This is a genomic window from Bradyrhizobium sp. ARR65 (assembly GCF_000472385.1).
Taxonomy (GTDB): Bacteria; Pseudomonadota; Alphaproteobacteria; order Rhizobiales; family Xanthobacteraceae; genus Bradyrhizobium.
In genome coordinates this window covers 42,953-58,929 of the sequence record NZ_AWZU01000053.1, presented here as the reverse complement: position 1 = coordinate 58,929, position 15,977 = coordinate 42,953, and the positions used below count along the sequence as shown (strand labels likewise).

Below are 15,977 nucleotides of genomic sequence, written 5' to 3'. Positions count from 1 at the left end.
GGCTATCGCGGCCACAATGCGCCGCCCGACTACAAGTTCAGGGTGTTCACCTCAGGCCAGAAGCGGCGGGTGACGCCCAAGATCAAACGCGAGATGCGAAGGCGCTCCGCCATCGAGCCGGTCATCGGCCACCTCAAATCCGAGCATCGGATGGGCCGGAACTATCTCTGGCACCGCNAGGGCGATGCCACCAATGCCGTCCTCGCCGCCGCCGGCTACAACTTCCGGCGTCTCATCCGCTGGCTGGAGCTCTTGTTGCGGCTCGCCCAGCTCATCCTTCGACCTCAGTTCGTCCCGAGCTGAAATCCAGGTTCTTCACGGACGACGGATTAGCTTCTTAGGTAATTCTGAACACTAACGTCAACCCGTCATCCTAGGATGACGGGTTGAGAGGAGCGCTCGGGCCTTAGCGCGGATTCTCCTTCAACCACGCCAGCACTTCCGCGGCATTCTGGTCCGGTGGAAACACCGGATAGAACACATGCGTGATGCGGGCGTCATCGATGATGAGCGTCAGCCGTTTGATCAGCGTCAATCCCGCCACCTCCATCGTGGGCAGGCGCAGCGCCTTGGTTAGTTCGAGCTTCTCGTCGGACAGCACCGGAAACGGCAGGTGCAGCCGCGAGGCCATCTCGGTCTGATAGGCGTTGTCCTGCGCGGACAGGCCGAATACTTGGGCGGCGCCTGCAGCCTTCAGCTCGGCGAACAGATCGCGAAACGCGCAGGTCTGCGGCGTACAGCCGCGCGCCCCCGGGATCATATCCCAGTCATCGACCAGCGCGATCTTGCCCGGCTCGCCAGTGCGGGGATAAGCGAATACAACGCTGCGTCCGGAAAGCGCCGACAGCGTCACCATGGTGTCGTCCGTCGCGCGCAGGCTGACGGACGGAATCGCCGTGCCGGGCAGATGCGCTGCGCCTCCATCGTCGCTCGGCGCGGGGATCTTGCTCCAATCGACTTCGAGAAGATTTCGCTGGTTGTTCATTGCGTCCTCGTTTCCTCGTAGCACGGGTCGAGCGAAGCGATACCGGTCGGCCAACGACCACCGCGATGGGTTTCACTGCGTTCAACCCATCCTGCGACCTGTATGCTTTACCCCCTTGCCCGCAACAGGCGGCCTTTCTCCCGGCCCCAGTCGCGTTTCTTCAGGGTCTCGCGCTTGTCGTGCAGCTTCTTGCCCTTGGCGACGGCGAGCTGCAGCTTGGCCCGGCCGCGCTCGTTAAAGTAAAGCTTGAGCGGGATCAGCGTCATGCCTTCGCGGTCGACCGCGCCGATCAATTTGTTGATCTGCTTGCGGTGCAACAACAGCTTGCGCGGCCGTTTCGGCTCATGGTTGAAGCGGTTGGCCTGCAGATATTCGGGAATGTTGGCGTTGATCAGCCAGATCTCGCCGCCCCTTGCGTCGGCATATGATTCCGCGATCGTGCTCTTGCCGCCGCGCATCGACTTCACCTCGGTACCGCTCAGCGCAATCCCGGCTTCCACCGTATCCTCGATCGCGTAGTTGAACCGCGCTTTCCGGTTTTCCGCGACCACCTTGATCGCACGTTCGTTTTTCTCGGCCACTTCAAGTCTTCTTCAACAGATCCCGGATTTCGGTCAGGAGCTCTACCTCCGGCGTCGGCTTTGCCGGCGCCGCGGGTGCGGCCTCTTCACGGCGCCTCAACTTGTTCATGGCGCGGACGACGAGGAACATTGCAAAGGCGATGATGAAGAAGTTGATCGTGAGCGTCAGGAAGTGTCCCCAAGCCAGCACCGCGCCTTGCTTTTTCGCCTCCGCGAGGTCGCCTGCAGTGACCGACTTCGACAGCGCGAGGAAATAATTCGAGAAGTCGAGCCCGCCGGTGACCGCGCCGACAATCGGCATGATGACGTCGGCAACCAGCGAGTTCACGATCGCTCCGAAAGCAGCGCCGATGATGATCCCGACCGCGAGGTCGACGACGTTGCCCTTCATCGCGAACTCGCGGAACTCTTTCAGCATATCGGTCCCCTCGCTTCACGCATGAAGAGCGCAGGCCCACTCAGTTGATCAGGCCGGCATGCACCATGGCGTTGCGCACGGCGATCCGGGTGGGTTCGGACACCGGCACCATCGGCAGGCGCAGCTTCTCCTCGATCTTGCCGAGCAGCGAGAGCGCATATTTCACGGGCGCCGGATTGCTTTCGATGAACAAGTTCATGTGTAGCGGCATCAACTTGTCGTGGAGCTTGAGCGCGGTGGCGTGATCGCCGCGCTGCCAGGCGACGTGAAACTCCGAGCAGAGCCTTGGCGCCACATTCGACGTCACGGAGATGCAGCCGTGACCGCCATGCGCCATATAGCCGAGCACGGTCGCGTCTTCGCCCGAGAGCTGGTTGAAATCCTCGCCCATGGCTGCACGCTGCTGCGACACCCGCACCATGCTCGCGGTCGCATCCTTGACGCCCGCGATGTTCCTGAGCTCGAACAGCCTCTTCATGGTATCGACCGACATGTCGATCACCGAGCGCGGCGGAATGTTGTAGATGATGATCGGAATCCCGATCGCGTCGTTGATGGCCTTGAAGTGCTGGTAAAGGCCCTCCTGCGTCGGCTTGTTATAATAAGGTGTCACCACAAGCACGGCGTCCGCGCCCGCTTGTTCGGCGTGTTCGCAGAGTTCGATGGCTTCCCTGGTCGAATTGGAACCGGCGCCGGCGATGACCGGCACGCGGCCCTTCGCTTCCGCGATGCACCACTCCACAACGCGCTTGTGCTCGTCATGGCTCAGCGTCGGGCTCTCGCCGGTTGTGCCGACCGGCACCAGCCCGTGAGTGCCCTCGGAGATCTGCCAATTCACCAGCGAGCGGAACGCCGCCTCGTCCACTGAGCCATTTTTGAACGGGGTCAGGAGCGCGGTGAAGGAACCCCGGAATTTTGTCTTGGCTGCCATGGAACTTCTCCCAAAACGCGGGCTGCGGCCGCTAGCATCTGGCTGAACACTCCTTCTTATCGGGTCCGGCGACTGGGCGAAAGGGCTGCTTGCCTCTCTGAGGTCCACCGTAACCTCGCGGGGGCCTTTGGCCGCGATTTTGCCGCGGTGCAGGCGCACAAACCGGGCCTTCGGGGCGCGTTTTTCCAGTTTTTTTCGAAATATTCAGACAAATACCGCTAACCCTTGGGCGACCAAATGATTCGCCGCGAAGGAATGCCGTGATCCCCTCTCCTCTCGCCGCCGTTTTGCGATCGACGGGCCTGCTTGCCTTATCCTCGGTGCTGGCGATCAGCCTGACCATGTCGGTCGGGCTGACCGCCTATGCGGCAAACGAGCTGATCGGTCCCAAGGTTCCTCTGCCGAAGCCTCGCCCGATCGCACGCAATGCGGTACCCACGGCACGCAACGCCGTGCCCAAGGCCATCCCGGTCTCGGCGCACGCCTCCGTATCCGTTCCCGCGACCGCGCCGAAGGTGACCGCAAGCATTTCCAGCCAGGCACCGCTCGCCGCACCGCCGACGCGACAGCGTGCCGCAATGCCTGCGCTGCCGCGCAAGCCGATCATCCCCGCCGCGGTCGCGGCGACCGCCTCGACCTCGCAAGGCGATCGCGACGCGCTGGAAAACGTCATCGAACTCATCCGCAAGCACAACCCGACCGAGGCGACCCAGGTCGAGGCATCGATCTCCGATCCCGTAGCCAAAAAGCTCGCCGAATGGATCATCCTGCGCAGCGACGACAATGGCGCGAGCGCCGAACGCTATCGCGCCTTCATCGAGGCCAATCCGAGCTGGCCATCGCAAACATTCCTGCGCCGGCGGCTGGAGGCCACGCTGTGGGACGACAAGCGCGAAGACTCCGCAGTGTGGTCGTGGTTCGAGAACGAATCACCACTGTCGGCCAAAGGCCGCTTTGCGCTCGCCAAGGTGCTGCTGGCGCGCGGCGACCGCGCCAATGCCGAGCGGCTGGTGCGCGAGGCATGGCGCAACGACTCGATGGGTGATGAAACCGAGAGCACCGCGCTCGACCTGTTCGGCGCGCTGCTCACGCCATCCGACCACAAGGCGCGCATGGACACGCTGCTCTATGGCAGCGAGCATGAGGCCGCGATGCGCGCAGCCAAGCGTCTCGGCTCCGGCTATGTCGCATTGGCCAGAGCGCGGATCGCCGCCTACCGCAAGGCGCCCAACCTCCGCGCCCTGCTGGAAGCCGTTCCGTATGAACTGCACAGCGACACCGGCTATCTCTTCGCCAAGATCCAATTGCTGCGGCGTGAGGAAAAATTCGCGGAAGCCGCGCAGCTCATGCTGAACGCGCCGCGCGATCCGGCCCGGCTTAATAATCTCGACGAATGGTGGGTCGAACGGCGCCTGCTGGCGCGCAAGATGATCGACGCCGGCGAATATCGCACCGCCTATGTGATCGCGCGCGATGCTGCGCTGCCGACCCGCGATATCTACAAGACCGAGCAGGAATTCACCGCGGGCTGGATCGCGCTGCGCTTCCTCAACGATCCCACGACCGCCGCCCAGCATTTCGCACGAATCGGCGTCGGCAGCGTCAACCCGACCACGCTCGCCCGCGCCGGATATTGGCAGGGCCGCGCGGCGGAAGCGGCCGGCCGGATGCAGGAGGCGCGCGCAGCCTACGCCTCCGCCGCCGAGCAATCGACGAGCTATTATGGGCAATTGGCCCGCGCCAAGCTCGGCCTGCCGCAGCTCGGCTTGCGGTCGGCGCCACGCAGCCGCAGCGCCGAACGGCTCGAGATCGTCCGCGCCGTGCAGTTGCTCTACGAGATGGACGAGCGCGAAATCGCGGTGCCGATCTTCGCGGATACGGGCGAGAACGGCGATCCCGAAGCACTGGTCGGACTCGGCGAGCTCGCGCATCGCTACGGCGATGCGCGCGGCATGCTCCTGGTCGGCAAGGCCGCGCTCAATCGCGGGCTGCCGTTCGACTTCTATGCCTATCCCCTCAACGGCATTCCGCAGTACCGGGCGATCGGTCCGGAGGTCGAGCAGAGCGTCGTCTTCGCGATCGCGCGGCAGGAAAGCGCTTTCAATCAGGCCGTGGTGTCGCCGGCGCAGGCCTATGGCCTGATGCAGGTGACGCCAGATGCCGGCCAATACGTCTGCAAGCGCGCCGGCGTCGCCTTCGACCTCAGGCGGATGAAGAGCGATCCGGTCTACAACACGGCGCTCGGCGCCGCCGAGCTCGGCGGCCTGCTGGAAGATTATCGCGGCTCCTACATCATGACCTTCGCGGCGTACAACGCCGGCCGCGGCAGCCTGAAGAAATGGATCGAGCGCTACGGCGATCCGCGCGATCCCAAGGTGGACGCGGTCGACTGGGTCGAGCTAATTCCCTTCTCCGAGACTCGCAATTATGTGCAGCGCGTGATGGAGAACCTGCAGGTCTACCGCGCCCGCTTCGGCGGCGGCACGCACCTGCAGATCGAGGCCGACCTGCATCGCGGTGCGATCGAATAGCGCGGCCGGCTGGATAACCGGCGCGTGCGCGTGTCACAGCGGCCACTCACAGAACTGCCCAATTGCTTTAGACGAATGTCAGCGCGACACGCGAAGCAAATTAGCCTAGTATGGAACCGTCAACTTGCGCGTGGAGGATTGGATCGGCGCAGCTTTTGCATGAAGCCAATAACCTAGAAAAAGACCAGGGACCACTCTGGCTGTCTGAGGAGGATCGGGTGGAGTTAGAGGACGTTCAGAACTTCTGGGCGAGAGCTCTCGGCGTGCGAGGGCCGCAATGGATGATCATCATGGCCTTGCACGAGCTCGAGCGGGGCAAGGCCGTTCCGGTCGCGGCGGTCGCCGAAATGCTTCACGTCGATGCTGCGTTCGTGACGACGCAATCGAGACTCCTCTGCAGGAGAGGCTTTGTTCGGCAAATCGAAGATGACGAAATTGTCTTCCTCTCACTCACGGACAAGGCCCGCAAGCATTTGGCTGAGCTGACTTCGCGACAAATCTAGAGAGCAACGTCATTGCGAGCGCGAGCGAAGCAATCCAGTCTGCATCCGCGGAGAAAGTCTGGATTGCCTCGTCGCTGGAGCCTGTCATTGGGCCGCGCTTTGCGCGGACCTGTTGGCTCCTCGCAACGACGGCTTGGTTGAAGGCGCTCATCCTCCACAAGAACTCCGCAGGAGCGTGTGCTCTTTTCGAGAGCATGGATGCTCACATTTCGCATTGATCGACGTCATCCCAAGCAAAAACCCCGGCAGTTTCCTGCCGGGGTCCTTGAAGGTCGTCCGTGAGGACGATGAGATCAGAAGTTGCGCTGAACGCGAACGTTGAGCGACAGCGTGTCCTGGTTCTTGAAGGTCCAGGCCTGGACTGGCTGCGGGGCGCCCGGCGAGAAGGTCGAGAACCCTGAGAAGCCGGTGTGCAGGTGGAACCACATCGCTTCAGCCGAGAACGTCAGGTTCTTGACGGGGGTCCAACGGGTGACCACGCCGAGCTGCGACACGTTGTAGTTCGGGTTGCAGCTATACGACACGCCCTGACCGGGCACCGCCCCCGCAATCGCGGCGCAGTATTCGGCCCGCGCAGTGTCGTCGTACCGTACCCACGCCATTGCACCGAACAAGCTGGTCGACCAGTAAGGATCCCAGTTGTGGTTGAACGCGCCACGGAAGCCGAAGGATTCCGTCAGGTGGATGCGGCCATCGCCACCGGCAGCGACCGGCAGGAAGACACCATCGGTGGTCGGGCCCCAGGCGATGGTGCCACTGGATCCGAACTGACCCGGAACGCCGCCGATCATCAGGAAGTTCGGCGAAGTCGAGCTCGTCTCGATGACATTCTTCGTGTCACCCTTCGCCCAGCTCGCATCGAACTTGATGTCGTCGCCAGGTCCGGTCGGGATGTTCTTGATCTGCAACGCAGCCATCACCGAACCACCCACCTTCGAGTCAGGGTGACCCGACAGGATCGAGGCGGTCGTCGGCGCGCCGCCAAAGGTGAGCGTGTTGTAGCTCGCGCTCACGTCATGCAAGGCACCCGACACCTGGAACAGACCCCAGGCCTGATCGATGCGGACGTTGCCGACCAGATCCGGCACGACGAAGCCGCCGTAGGCGTTGACGCCGAGACCATTCGGGCCGACGGGCGTCGGAACGGTCGCACTGACCGGCGTCGACAGGTTGTACAAGGCGGTGCGGTTGAAGATCGTCGGATCATCGAGGCCGATGGTGGCCGACACGCCGTTGCCGAACTGCGCCTGGTACTGGATGTTGTTCACGCCCGTGACTGTATCGTGGCCGCCGAGCAAGAACGAGCTGTTGTTGCCGGGATAGCCATTCCAGGGCGTCGCATAGGCCGAGGACGACTTACCGAAGGTGAAGCCGGCGAACTGGATGAAGACATACTCAACCGCGACGTAACCGCCGCCGTCATTGTTCAGCAAGGTGCCGCTGATGCCGCCAAGTGCCGTCGGCGTGCCTGACGTCGCAAGCGACGTCGGGTTGGTGGTGCCGAAGTTGTTGAACTGGAAGTCGCCCTGCATGAAGGTGCGGACGACGCCGTATTCGGTGGCCGTACGGGTATCGACAGTCAGAGCCATACGGGAGCGGCTCTGGATCATGTCGACGAACCGGTTACCCTGACCAAGGTCGCCCGACCATGCCGGCTGATTGTAAATGCCGCCGTTGAACGTAGTGTCGACGCGCAGATAGCCGCCGATCTTCATGCAGGTGTCGGTGCCAGGGATGTACCAGAATCCGGCACCATACAGGGAGCAGATCCTCACGTACTCGACCGCTTTGGCCTTGACGGGAAGATCAGCAGCCTGTGCCCCGCTCATGGCGATGAGACCCGCCGCTGAGCCGAGCATAAGGCTCTTAACCAACTTCATGTTAAACCTCCAAGTTGCTCTATCAGGGAAGGTTCCGGATCCACTGGGTGAAACACCCCAAGTCAGGTCCCTTAGTCCCCGTGACCCGCGCATGCGTCTCATCGCGCCTTCGGACACACCCGCGAAACGCGAGGGACGTAAAGCGACAAGCTGAAAACACGGGACGACTTCGGGATGCCCCCCTCCGTCGCGATCTCAGAATTACCGAAGGGCCATGCACAAGCAACAAAGGAACCGCGTCCAACGCGGTGCTGCAGCGCGTTTTCCGAAGGGTGTTGCACAAATAACACGCAATCGTGATCGCGCCCTCTTCGCAAGCCTTTGTTTTTTCGAAGGATTTTAAAGCGGCCCTTGTCGGTGCCGGTTCGCCGTGCAAACGGCCATTCGCGCCGTCTCCCGTGGCGCAATTGCATCAGCGGCGAATCGAAGGGCGCCCTGCGATCTCCGTCATAATGAGCGCAATGACATCGCCGATCAGGCCGACTGCCGACGAGTTGCCGCTGACCGACAGATCGCGCGCGGGCGGTTCGTCGGCTCCGCCGGAGCCGCGGCCGAGAGGCGAGAATCGGTTTCCACCGGCCGGAGCAATGGACCGAATTCACGATCCGGGCGGGCCCTGCACATTACAAGCGGGACATGCCAATCTGCCGCTTGCGGCGCAGAGCAGCGTCAGGCATACCGACCCTGCCGGAGACGTGGCCGAGTGGCTGAAGGCGGCGGTTTGCTAAACCGTTATAGGGTTGTAAAGCCCTATCGAGGGTTCGAATCCCTCCGTCTCCGCCAAAATTCGCGGAAATCCCCGGAGAATCGAGGTTTTCGATTTTCTACCCACACCTGAACCCACTGACACACGACTCGCTGCGGTCCAGGGCGCTGAAAAACACGACCGGCATCAAATTGCGGAGACGCTTGTATGAGCGACCGTTTCCGCATGTCCGACAGCGCGCCCGCTTACGCGCTGCTGATCGTGGTGGCCGCAATTGCCTCTGGTCATTGGCGCCGGCGCCGCAGTCGTGCACTGGCTGCTATAGGTAAAGCGGCGCCCTAGGAGCCGCGTGCTGGTGGGCGCGAACGATGGTCGAGTCGACGATCAGGTGTCCAAAGTCGGGATCGTCCGACAGCGCTTCGAACACCCGCCACCAACCCCTTTGGCGCTCCAGCGACTGAAGCGGCGGAAGTTGCGATCGCGACAAATCAGTTCAGAATCAGAATCGCGCTGAGCCGGCCGTCGCACCATGCTTCACCGCCAGCCGCGCCTCGCCCCGCGCCATCCTTCGCGGTGGCGCGGTGAAATATGGCAAGAGCTGCAAGTGGCAGTCGTGGCGCAGTTGTATCGTCGGCGGTGGAAGCATCGGCTCCACAATCCGATAGCAGATGGCAAGAGCCTCAGATCGGCTGGATTCCGATAGGCCTCGCGATCTTTCGGCGCGGCCGTTCGCTCCTGTGCCATTGCCGACGGCAGCCATGCTACGACAAACAGCAGGAGAATTCAGGCACCAGCACGTTCCGGCGGCTCTCAAGGCGCGTCATACTTCTGCTGTTCTGGCAGCGTGAGTTGGCGCTTCTGGCCCACGGTGAGCTCGCCGCTGCCGATAACCTGCACCGGGCTGTTCAGATTGTAGGTCTGCCTACCATCACCCTTGCGTCTTTGATCCGATGGCTGTTGGCCCTCGTTACCCGTGTCACCCCCGCCATAGCCCAGCACCTCGACGATGATGACTGAAGGTTGGCCGTTGTTGCTCGGCTGCGTGGGCGCGGTTGCCTGCTGGGTTGCCACAGTGGTGTTGGCGGAGAGCGACAGCTGGCCGGTCGGCGCCGCCACGGTCGGAAGACCGGTCGATGTCCCCTGCACCTGGATGTTGGCGGCATTGACGACTTGCAGCGCGGCGAGGTTGAGGTTGCCGGAGACGCGGATGCCGGCCTCGCCTGCATCGATGGTGCCGAGCGGCGCGATCAGGTCCACGTTGCTCGACGGTGTGCCCGGGATGGTCGCGAGCGCGGCGATGCCCGCGCCGCTCGCCGGCGTGGGCGGCGAGAGCGTGACATTACCGTAATTGTCGTAGCTGAGCAGCGGCGGGGTGAAGATCGTCGTCGTCTTCGAACCGTTGCCGGCGTTGATGTCGCCGGTCGCAGACCAAGCGAGAATATTGCCGCCGAAGGTGGTCATGATGCGGCTTTGGCCGAGCAGGATGCTGCCGAGCGAATAGATGTCGATATCGCTGTTCTGTCGCTGCGTGATCAGGCCGGCAGCCGCGCCGGGCGCGACGCCTTCCACGCTGAGGATGGTCTGCCCGCCCGGATCGAGGATCTGGATCGCGCCGCCTCCCTGGGCATGGATGCCCGCATCAGCCAAATAGGTCGCGCCCGAACTGCTCTTGACGAAGCCGCTGAACATCGTGAGCCCGCCCGAATAGGTGATCGGCTTGCCCTGAGCGTCCTGATCCGGGAACAGCGTCGCGATCGCGTCGCGGCCGCGCAGATAGCTTCGGTAACGCGAACTCGTGGGATCGTTGTACTCGCGGCCGCCGAGGGTGAGTTCTTTGTAGAAGATGTCGCGCACGAACACGCCCTGCTGCTCGCTCGGCAGCGCGAGGAAGTAGGCGAGCGCATCGGCCGCAGAGGTTGCGGCATAGCCGAAGCGCTGCTTCAGCCAGTTCCGCAGCTCCTGATCATAGGTTTTGGCCACCTTGCCGCTGCCCGCGAGCGGCGTGCCGTTGCTCGCCAACTGATTGGCGGGATCGAAATACAGCTTGGCGAAATCGGTGTAGTCGGGACCGTTCGCACCGACGCCGGTCAGCACGGTGATGCCGGCGCCACCCGCGGTGTTACCGGGGTTCACCACGTCACCCACGCTGGTGAGCGAGCCGTAATAGCCCTGGTACAGGTTGCGGCCAGCCTGCATCTGAAGCAGGCCCGGACCGAGGATGTCGACCGACTGGTAGATGATGTCGCGGCCGGCTTGCATGAACGAAATGCCGCTGGCGCTGGTGTTCAGGAACACGTCCGGCACCGCGCCCGTGCCGACGATGTCGCGGCCGGCGATCACCTCGAACGGCTTCGCTGCGAGGTACCAGTTGGTGTGGGTCGGAACAAAGCCTTTCGACGCACTACGATTCATGAGCTGCGTCGTCCCGAGCGTGAGATCGTCGATATCGATGCCGGCATAGACCAGCGCGGGCTGAGTGTCCGCTTCATGTAGGTTGGAGCTGGGCGTGTCTTCCCCGAAGGCGATCGGATTGAAAGGGTTGACGCGATAGGCGGCGTTCGGCGAGGCGTTCATGGTCTGTACGCTGGGAGAGAACACCGGACGGAACGGCGTCGCGAGCGTGCTCATGTCCGCACCCGACATCGCCACCACCTGACCCGACCCGTAGATCGACCCTGCCGCCAGCAACTCGAGCTGGCCGAACGGTGATGGTATCATCTCCATGGCGAATCCGCCGAAACGGATATCGCCGTTGGCGGCTGCTGCAATCAGCGTCCCCGGGTAGAAGCCGTTTGCGTTCTGTTGGCCCGTGGTATCCCCAGCCAGCGGCGCCACGTCGCCGCCCGCCGCGTACAGGCTGATCGCAGTGGATGGAGTCCAAAGAGTGAAATTGGTAACTCCACCTCCGGTGATGGTCATGGGCAGTCCGTCCGCATTGGGCTGTGCGTAGGGTATGCCGTTCACGTTTACCGGCGCCGCCATGCCGGGATCGCTGGCGCCGCCAAACACCAGGTCGCCGCGCGTCGTGATGTCGACGATGCCGTCGCCCAGCGCGAACGTCGGACCGGGCGTTTTCATCGAGTCCTTGAACGTCGATGGATCAAGCGTGCGCGGATCAAGCGAACTGAAATTCGCGGCCCTCTGATTTTGCGCTACAACTCCGAGCGCTCCGGCCGCAACGGTTATATCCCCCCGCAGATCGGCGATTGAACCGAAGGAATCGGAAGGCAAGCTCGACGCGCTCAATGGACTCATGGAATTGAGAACGCCTCCGACGCTGAGCGTCAGGTCGCCGCCGCCGGTCTGAAGTAGCGCTCCATTCGGCAACAAGCGCCCGGTCGAAGCGACCGCAATATCGAGCCCGGTCGAGGTGTTTGCGTCGCTGCCATCGGATGCGCCCGCGTTGCGGCCCGCGATCACCGTCAGATTGCCGCCACCGAGAGTGCCGATCCCCTGGAAGCCAACGAGCGAACTGCCCGACGCATTTGGATTGGCCCTGGCAAAGGTGCCGAAATTGATCCACCACGCCGTGGGATCCGAGGACAGACCGCCGCCACCCTGGCGTTGGAGCCAGTTGGCGATTCGATCCGTGTCGACATAACGGTAAGTGTTGTCCGCAGTTGCGATATAGCCCGTGACATCCTGCTGCGCTACGAGCAGCAAATCGCCGCCATGTTCCGGATACCAAGCATGCGTGAGGCCGCTTCTTATCGTACCGACCAGGTCGTAGGGATTGCTGCCGTTGACCAGAGCCGGGGCGGATTGCGTGCCGGCAGTATAGACGCCGTACGGGGTCGCCTCGCTGAAGCTGCCGCCAGCAAGGAGTTCGAGGCTGCCGGTGCCGGTGCGAACCACGCTGAAGAAGGTGCCATTCACGGACGCATTGTAGGCGGGATCGTTGAGGCTCAGATTTCCACCGCCATTGAGCGCGCCAACTGGCTGCATCGCGCGCTGATCTGCGGCGGAAAGATCGGCGCCTGCCGTCAGTCGTAGCGACGCCGATTGCGAGCCGCTTGCCAACATGGCGGCCCAGGGCAACGTACCGCTGGTTGCGGCCGGGATGGCGGAAGCTGACGGTGCGGCAAATATGCCGTTGACGGATGATGCCACGGCAGCCGGAATGCGCAGGAAGCTCAAAATGGTTCCGGCCGGAATGGTCTGCCCGAGGGCATAGCGATGGCCACTCGGATCCCTCGGATACAAGGGGAGGACCAGCCCCCAGGTCGTTGGAACAGTCCAGGCGGTGCTCGTTTGCACGGTCTGACCAGGGCTCAGCGCATAGGTCGCGCCAATAACAGTAAAGACAGGATTCAAGGTGATGTTGGCGATCGGCGAATAGAGGGCGGGAGCAGCCAAAGCCGTCTGAAAGCCGTCCGATATGCTCCCCTGAATCGTCAGATTGCCGCCCGCCCGGATCACAAGGCTGATCGGTTCGCCCGCACCGTAGCTGGGCGAATTAAGGGTACGGTCGGCATTGGGGCCGTAGCGATAGCCAGCAAGGTCGATATCGCCCGACACGGTGAGATTGCCGTTCACGGTCGCGCTGTCGATCTCGACGCCCGGGCGCAAATGGAACGCGCTGCCAAAGGCCGTCAAGCCCGCCAGCCGTCCCATGAGATTGCTGTTGGCGAGCGCGCCGTTCACGAACCCCGTGCTGTCCTGGTCGACCAGATCGAGCCACGCTTGCGTGATGACCTGGCCGTTGGGGTCGTTGGGATCGGACGGCGCATCGGCATAGCGGGCGAAGCCATTGAGCGCGATGCTTCGCGCGCCGACAATAGTCAGCGGCCCCGCTGCCCCTATCGCGATGTCGTTGCCGGTGGCGTTGACCGGCGCCCCCGCCCCGGTGGCGCTGGCCCCTCCCGCCGAGCCGACGAGCCGCGGCGCGTTGAGCACGATGTCGCCATAGGCAACGCCGTCGGGCGTCAACAGATCGATTGTCGCGTTGGGCCCGAACGTCAGCGTTCCCGCCGTCGTGGTGAGTTCGACATGACCGCGGTTCTTGGCCTCGATCGGCTGGCCGTAAGAGTCGGCCTGCAGCACCGTGCCATGAGCATCGAGCACGGCGGCGGGATCCAGGATCAGGTCGTTGAGGGCGGACAGCCGGATCGTGCCCGGCGCCGCGCCCGAGGCATCGATGGTGCCGCTGACCGTCAAGCTTCCACCGTCCATGGAGACGGTGACGCTATGCGCCTTGACGCCGTCGCCGATGGTCAGATCCCCGCTCTTGATATCGAAACTGCGGGCGTCGAAGAAGCCGCCGTTGCTCAAAATGGTGTTGAGGCCGGCAAAGTCGGCAAGCGCGCCGGCGGTGACGCTGAAGTCGCCACTGGTGTTGTTGCCGGTCGCGCTGCCCACGAGGCTGCCTCCGAGCGAGACATTGCCCTTGCCCGCGGCGACGGTGATCGAGCCGGCATTGGCATCGGTAGCGGAGACATCGATCACCGCGCCGGAAGCCTGCGTCACGTTTCCCCGCGCGCTGGTGAAGATCACCGTGCCGCCGAAGCCATAGACCGTCGCCTTCTGGATCATCGAGGGATGGCCGGAGAGATCGATACGGCCGCTGCCGCCGAGCGTGATGTCGTTGGTCGCGTTCACCACCAGCTTGCCGCTCGGCAGCAGGATAGTGCTCGCGATGGCGACGCTGTCCCCGGTCAGGTCGATCTCGGCGCCGGAGACGGTCGAGGTCGCCGCACTCGGCGCAAGCCCCGCAGGCACGGTGACGCTGAGCGCGCCACCGGCCGCATAGGCCATGATCGATTTTTGCACGCCGGTCAGGAGCGGCGTCGATAACGTCAGATCACCGCCGCTGCCGCTCTGGCCGAACACCGCGCCGGCCGCCGCGCTCGGCGCCTGATAAACATAGAGCGAGCTGTTGCCGGCGGAGACGATTTGCGAGCTGGCGCTGATATCGACATTGCCGAAGCCGTAGATGACCCGGCTCGGGTTGGTGGTATCCAACGAGACGAACTTGCCGAACTCGATCTCGCTGGCGACGAGATCGAGCGTACCCAGGCCGCTCCCGAGACCGCCGCCCCCGAGCGCCGGCGGCGTCGCCCCGGCGATGCCGTTCCAGGTGATCGTGCCGGCGGCAATGGTCGCGGTGTCGCCGGCGGCGCCGTAGCCGTAAATGGCGGGCGTGTTCAGCACGAGGTCGATGCCGGTGCCGGTGGCGTCGAGGCCGGTCGAGCCGAACAGGTTGATCGAGCTCGCGGCGCTCAGCGTGATCTTTTGCAGCGCGGGCGCGGCATGGCTGGGATCGCCGTTGACGAGGATGAACAGGGCCTGATTGAACAGGAAGCCGGCCGGCGCGCCGGCCGCCGCAACCGCGGCGCTGTCGCCGACATTGATGCTGCCGACCGCAAGGGTGATGTTGCGCGACCCGAAATGCGCTGTCGGATCGATGCTCGACGCACCATTGGTGGCGAAGGCCAGCGTGCCCTCGGAGAAGAGCTGTGAGCCGGCCCCGATGGTGATCGAGCCGGAGCCCCCGTTCGAGCCGAGGAATTCGAGATCGCCGTTGGACAGCGCCAGCACTGTCGTGCCGAAGGCGGTGGTATAACTCGTGCCAAGGGAGGTGGAATCGAACGGCGCAGGCCCCTGCCCGACCGTGCTGAGCGTGACGTTGTTGCCGATGGTGATGTTGCCGCCCACCAGGAAGAGTTCGCTCGCGCTGAGCGTCACGCCGTCGCGGATGAAGAGGTCGCTGCCGCCCTCGAAGCTCAGCACGCCGTTTATGATGCCTTCGTAGCCGTTGATCATCAGCCGCGGTGCGGCGATGGCATCGATCTCAGCTGCACGGATCGACACGCCGGCGAAGCCCGCGGTCGGCGCATCGGCATAGATCTCGCCGACGCCCTGCATGATCAACTGGCCGGCAAATCCGCCTTGGGCGGCCTGGAACAGCGCCGTCCCGTCGAAGGACAGTGGCTGGCCGAGCTGCGCCGTGGAAGCGGAAGGCGTCTCGAACTTCAGCGCCAGCGTCTTGCCGTCCGCCGGCAGCAGCGGCCGCACGCCGCCGAACAGCGCCGCATTTGCGATCAGGAAGTCGCGTCAGGACGATCCGCTCCGGCGTCAATTGGTCTTCCTCCACATGCGTCAGCGCTTCGAGTTCCGCGCGCCGCAGCCAGCGGGCATCGGAACGGTAGCCGTCCATCGCGACGTTAAGCGCGATGCGATACAGCAAGCCGCCGGGATTGCGCACGCGCCCGAGTTCAGCCACACCGCCCAGACGCAAATAGGTCTCGTGCAACACTTCGGCCGCGGTCTCGGCCGAGCCCAGCCGTCGCGTCAGCTTGCGTCTCAATTCTTCGTACCTGATCGTGAGCAGTTGGCGCAGCGGCAGGCGACGATCGTCGTCCATGATCAGATACATCCCACCATGCTAGTTCGACGCGCGGCGTGTTTCGGAGCCGGCACTGCTGCAGTCACTGCCGTTCCGA

At 63.6% G+C, this 15,977-nt stretch carries 8 protein-coding genes, 1 tRNA gene and 2 pseudogenes; 4 read left to right on the top strand and 7 right to left on the bottom strand.

Going from position 1 to position 15,977, the window contains the following annotated elements; all coding sequences use genetic code 11:
* A pseudogene (locus tag F758_RS0136240) lies at positions 1-303 on the top strand (IS5/IS1182 family transposase); the annotation flags it as partial.
* 103 nt (positions 304-406) lie between these two features.
* Here the strand turns inward: F758_RS0136240 and F758_RS45365 are convergent.
* The 4 genes from F758_RS45365 to dapA all read right to left on the bottom strand — a co-directional run bounded on the left by F758_RS45365 (position 407) and on the right by dapA (position 2,915).
* Complete coding sequence (locus F758_RS45365) at positions 407-985, bottom strand: peroxiredoxin (RefSeq protein WP_035724294.1); 579 nt, start codon at positions 983-985, stop codon at positions 407-409.
* 107 nt (positions 986-1,092) lie between these two features.
* A complete protein-coding gene (smpB, locus tag F758_RS0136230) occupies positions 1,093-1,566 on the bottom strand; it encodes an SsrA-binding protein SmpB (RefSeq protein WP_024512440.1) in 474 nt (157 codons plus the stop codon).
* A gap of 1 nt (position 1,567) precedes the next feature.
* Complete coding sequence (gene mscL, locus F758_RS0136225; protein ID WP_024512439.1) at positions 1,568-1,984, bottom strand: large conductance mechanosensitive channel protein MscL; 417 nt, start codon at positions 1,982-1,984, stop codon at positions 1,568-1,570.
* 40 nt (positions 1,985-2,024) lie between these two features.
* The gene (gene dapA, locus F758_RS0136220) at positions 2,025-2,915 is read right to left on the bottom strand and encodes a 4-hydroxy-tetrahydrodipicolinate synthase (protein WP_024512438.1); all 891 of its coding nucleotides are present in this window, start codon (positions 2,913-2,915) and stop codon (positions 2,025-2,027) included.
* Positions 2,916-3,256: 341 nt separating this feature from the next.
* Between dapA and F758_RS0136215 the strand changes: the two genes are divergently transcribed.
* Both F758_RS0136215 and F758_RS45360 read left to right on the top strand, forming a co-directional pair.
* On the top strand, positions 3,257-5,446 hold the full coding sequence (locus F758_RS0136215) for a lytic transglycosylase domain-containing protein (protein WP_084305939.1): 2,190 nt from the start codon (positions 3,257-3,259) through the stop codon (positions 5,444-5,446).
* A 155-nt stretch (positions 5,447-5,601) separates the two neighbouring features.
* Positions 5,602-5,949 carry a helix-turn-helix domain-containing protein gene (locus F758_RS45360; protein WP_024512436.1) on the top strand — a complete coding sequence of 116 codons (348 nt, stop codon included), beginning with the start codon at positions 5,602-5,604 and terminating at the stop codon, positions 5,947-5,949.
* A gap of 293 nt (positions 5,950-6,242) precedes the next feature.
* Here F758_RS45360 and F758_RS0136205 read toward each other — a convergent pair whose 3' ends face one another.
* Positions 6,243-7,829 carry a porin gene (locus F758_RS0136205; RefSeq protein ID WP_024512435.1) on the bottom strand — a complete coding sequence of 529 codons (1,587 nt, stop codon included), beginning with the start codon at positions 7,827-7,829 and terminating at the stop codon, positions 6,243-6,245.
* 689 nt (positions 7,830-8,518) lie between these two features.
* Here F758_RS0136205 and F758_RS0136200 point away from each other — a divergent pair.
* Positions 8,519-8,612: transfer RNA gene (locus F758_RS0136200), tRNA-Ser, on the top strand.
* Positions 8,613-8,878: 266 nt separating this feature from the next.
* Here the strand turns inward: F758_RS0136200 and F758_RS48585 are convergent.
* Together F758_RS48585 and F758_RS0136190 are read right to left on the bottom strand one after the other, a co-directional pair.
* Positions 8,879-9,006 (bottom strand): annotated as a pseudogene (locus tag F758_RS48585) (IS5/IS1182 family transposase); the annotation flags it as partial.
* 339 nt (positions 9,007-9,345) lie between these two features.
* Positions 9,346-15,549, bottom strand: coding sequence for a filamentous hemagglutinin family protein (locus F758_RS0136190; protein ID WP_024512433.1), 6,204 nt, complete (start codon positions 15,547-15,549; stop codon positions 9,346-9,348).
* Positions 15,550-15,977: the final 428 nt, after the last annotated feature.

Coding starts and splice junctions, on each gene's coding strand:
- F758_RS45365 (WP_035724294.1), bottom strand. CDS start 985: ATGAACAACCAGCGAAATCTTCTCGAAGTCGATTGGAGCAAGATCCCC.
- mscL (WP_024512439.1), bottom strand. CDS start 1,984: ATGCTGAAAGAGTTCCGCGAGTTCGCGATGAAGGGCAACGTCGTCGAC.
- dapA (WP_024512438.1), bottom strand. CDS start 2,915: ATGGCAGCCAAGACAAAATTCCGGGGTTCCTTCACCGCGCTCCTGACC.
- F758_RS0136215 (WP_084305939.1), top strand. CDS start 3,257: ATGTCGGTCGGGCTGACCGCCTATGCGGCAAACGAGCTGATCGGTCCC.
- F758_RS0136205 (WP_024512435.1), bottom strand. CDS start 7,829: ATGAAGTTGGTTAAGAGCCTTATGCTCGGCTCAGCGGCGGGTCTCATC.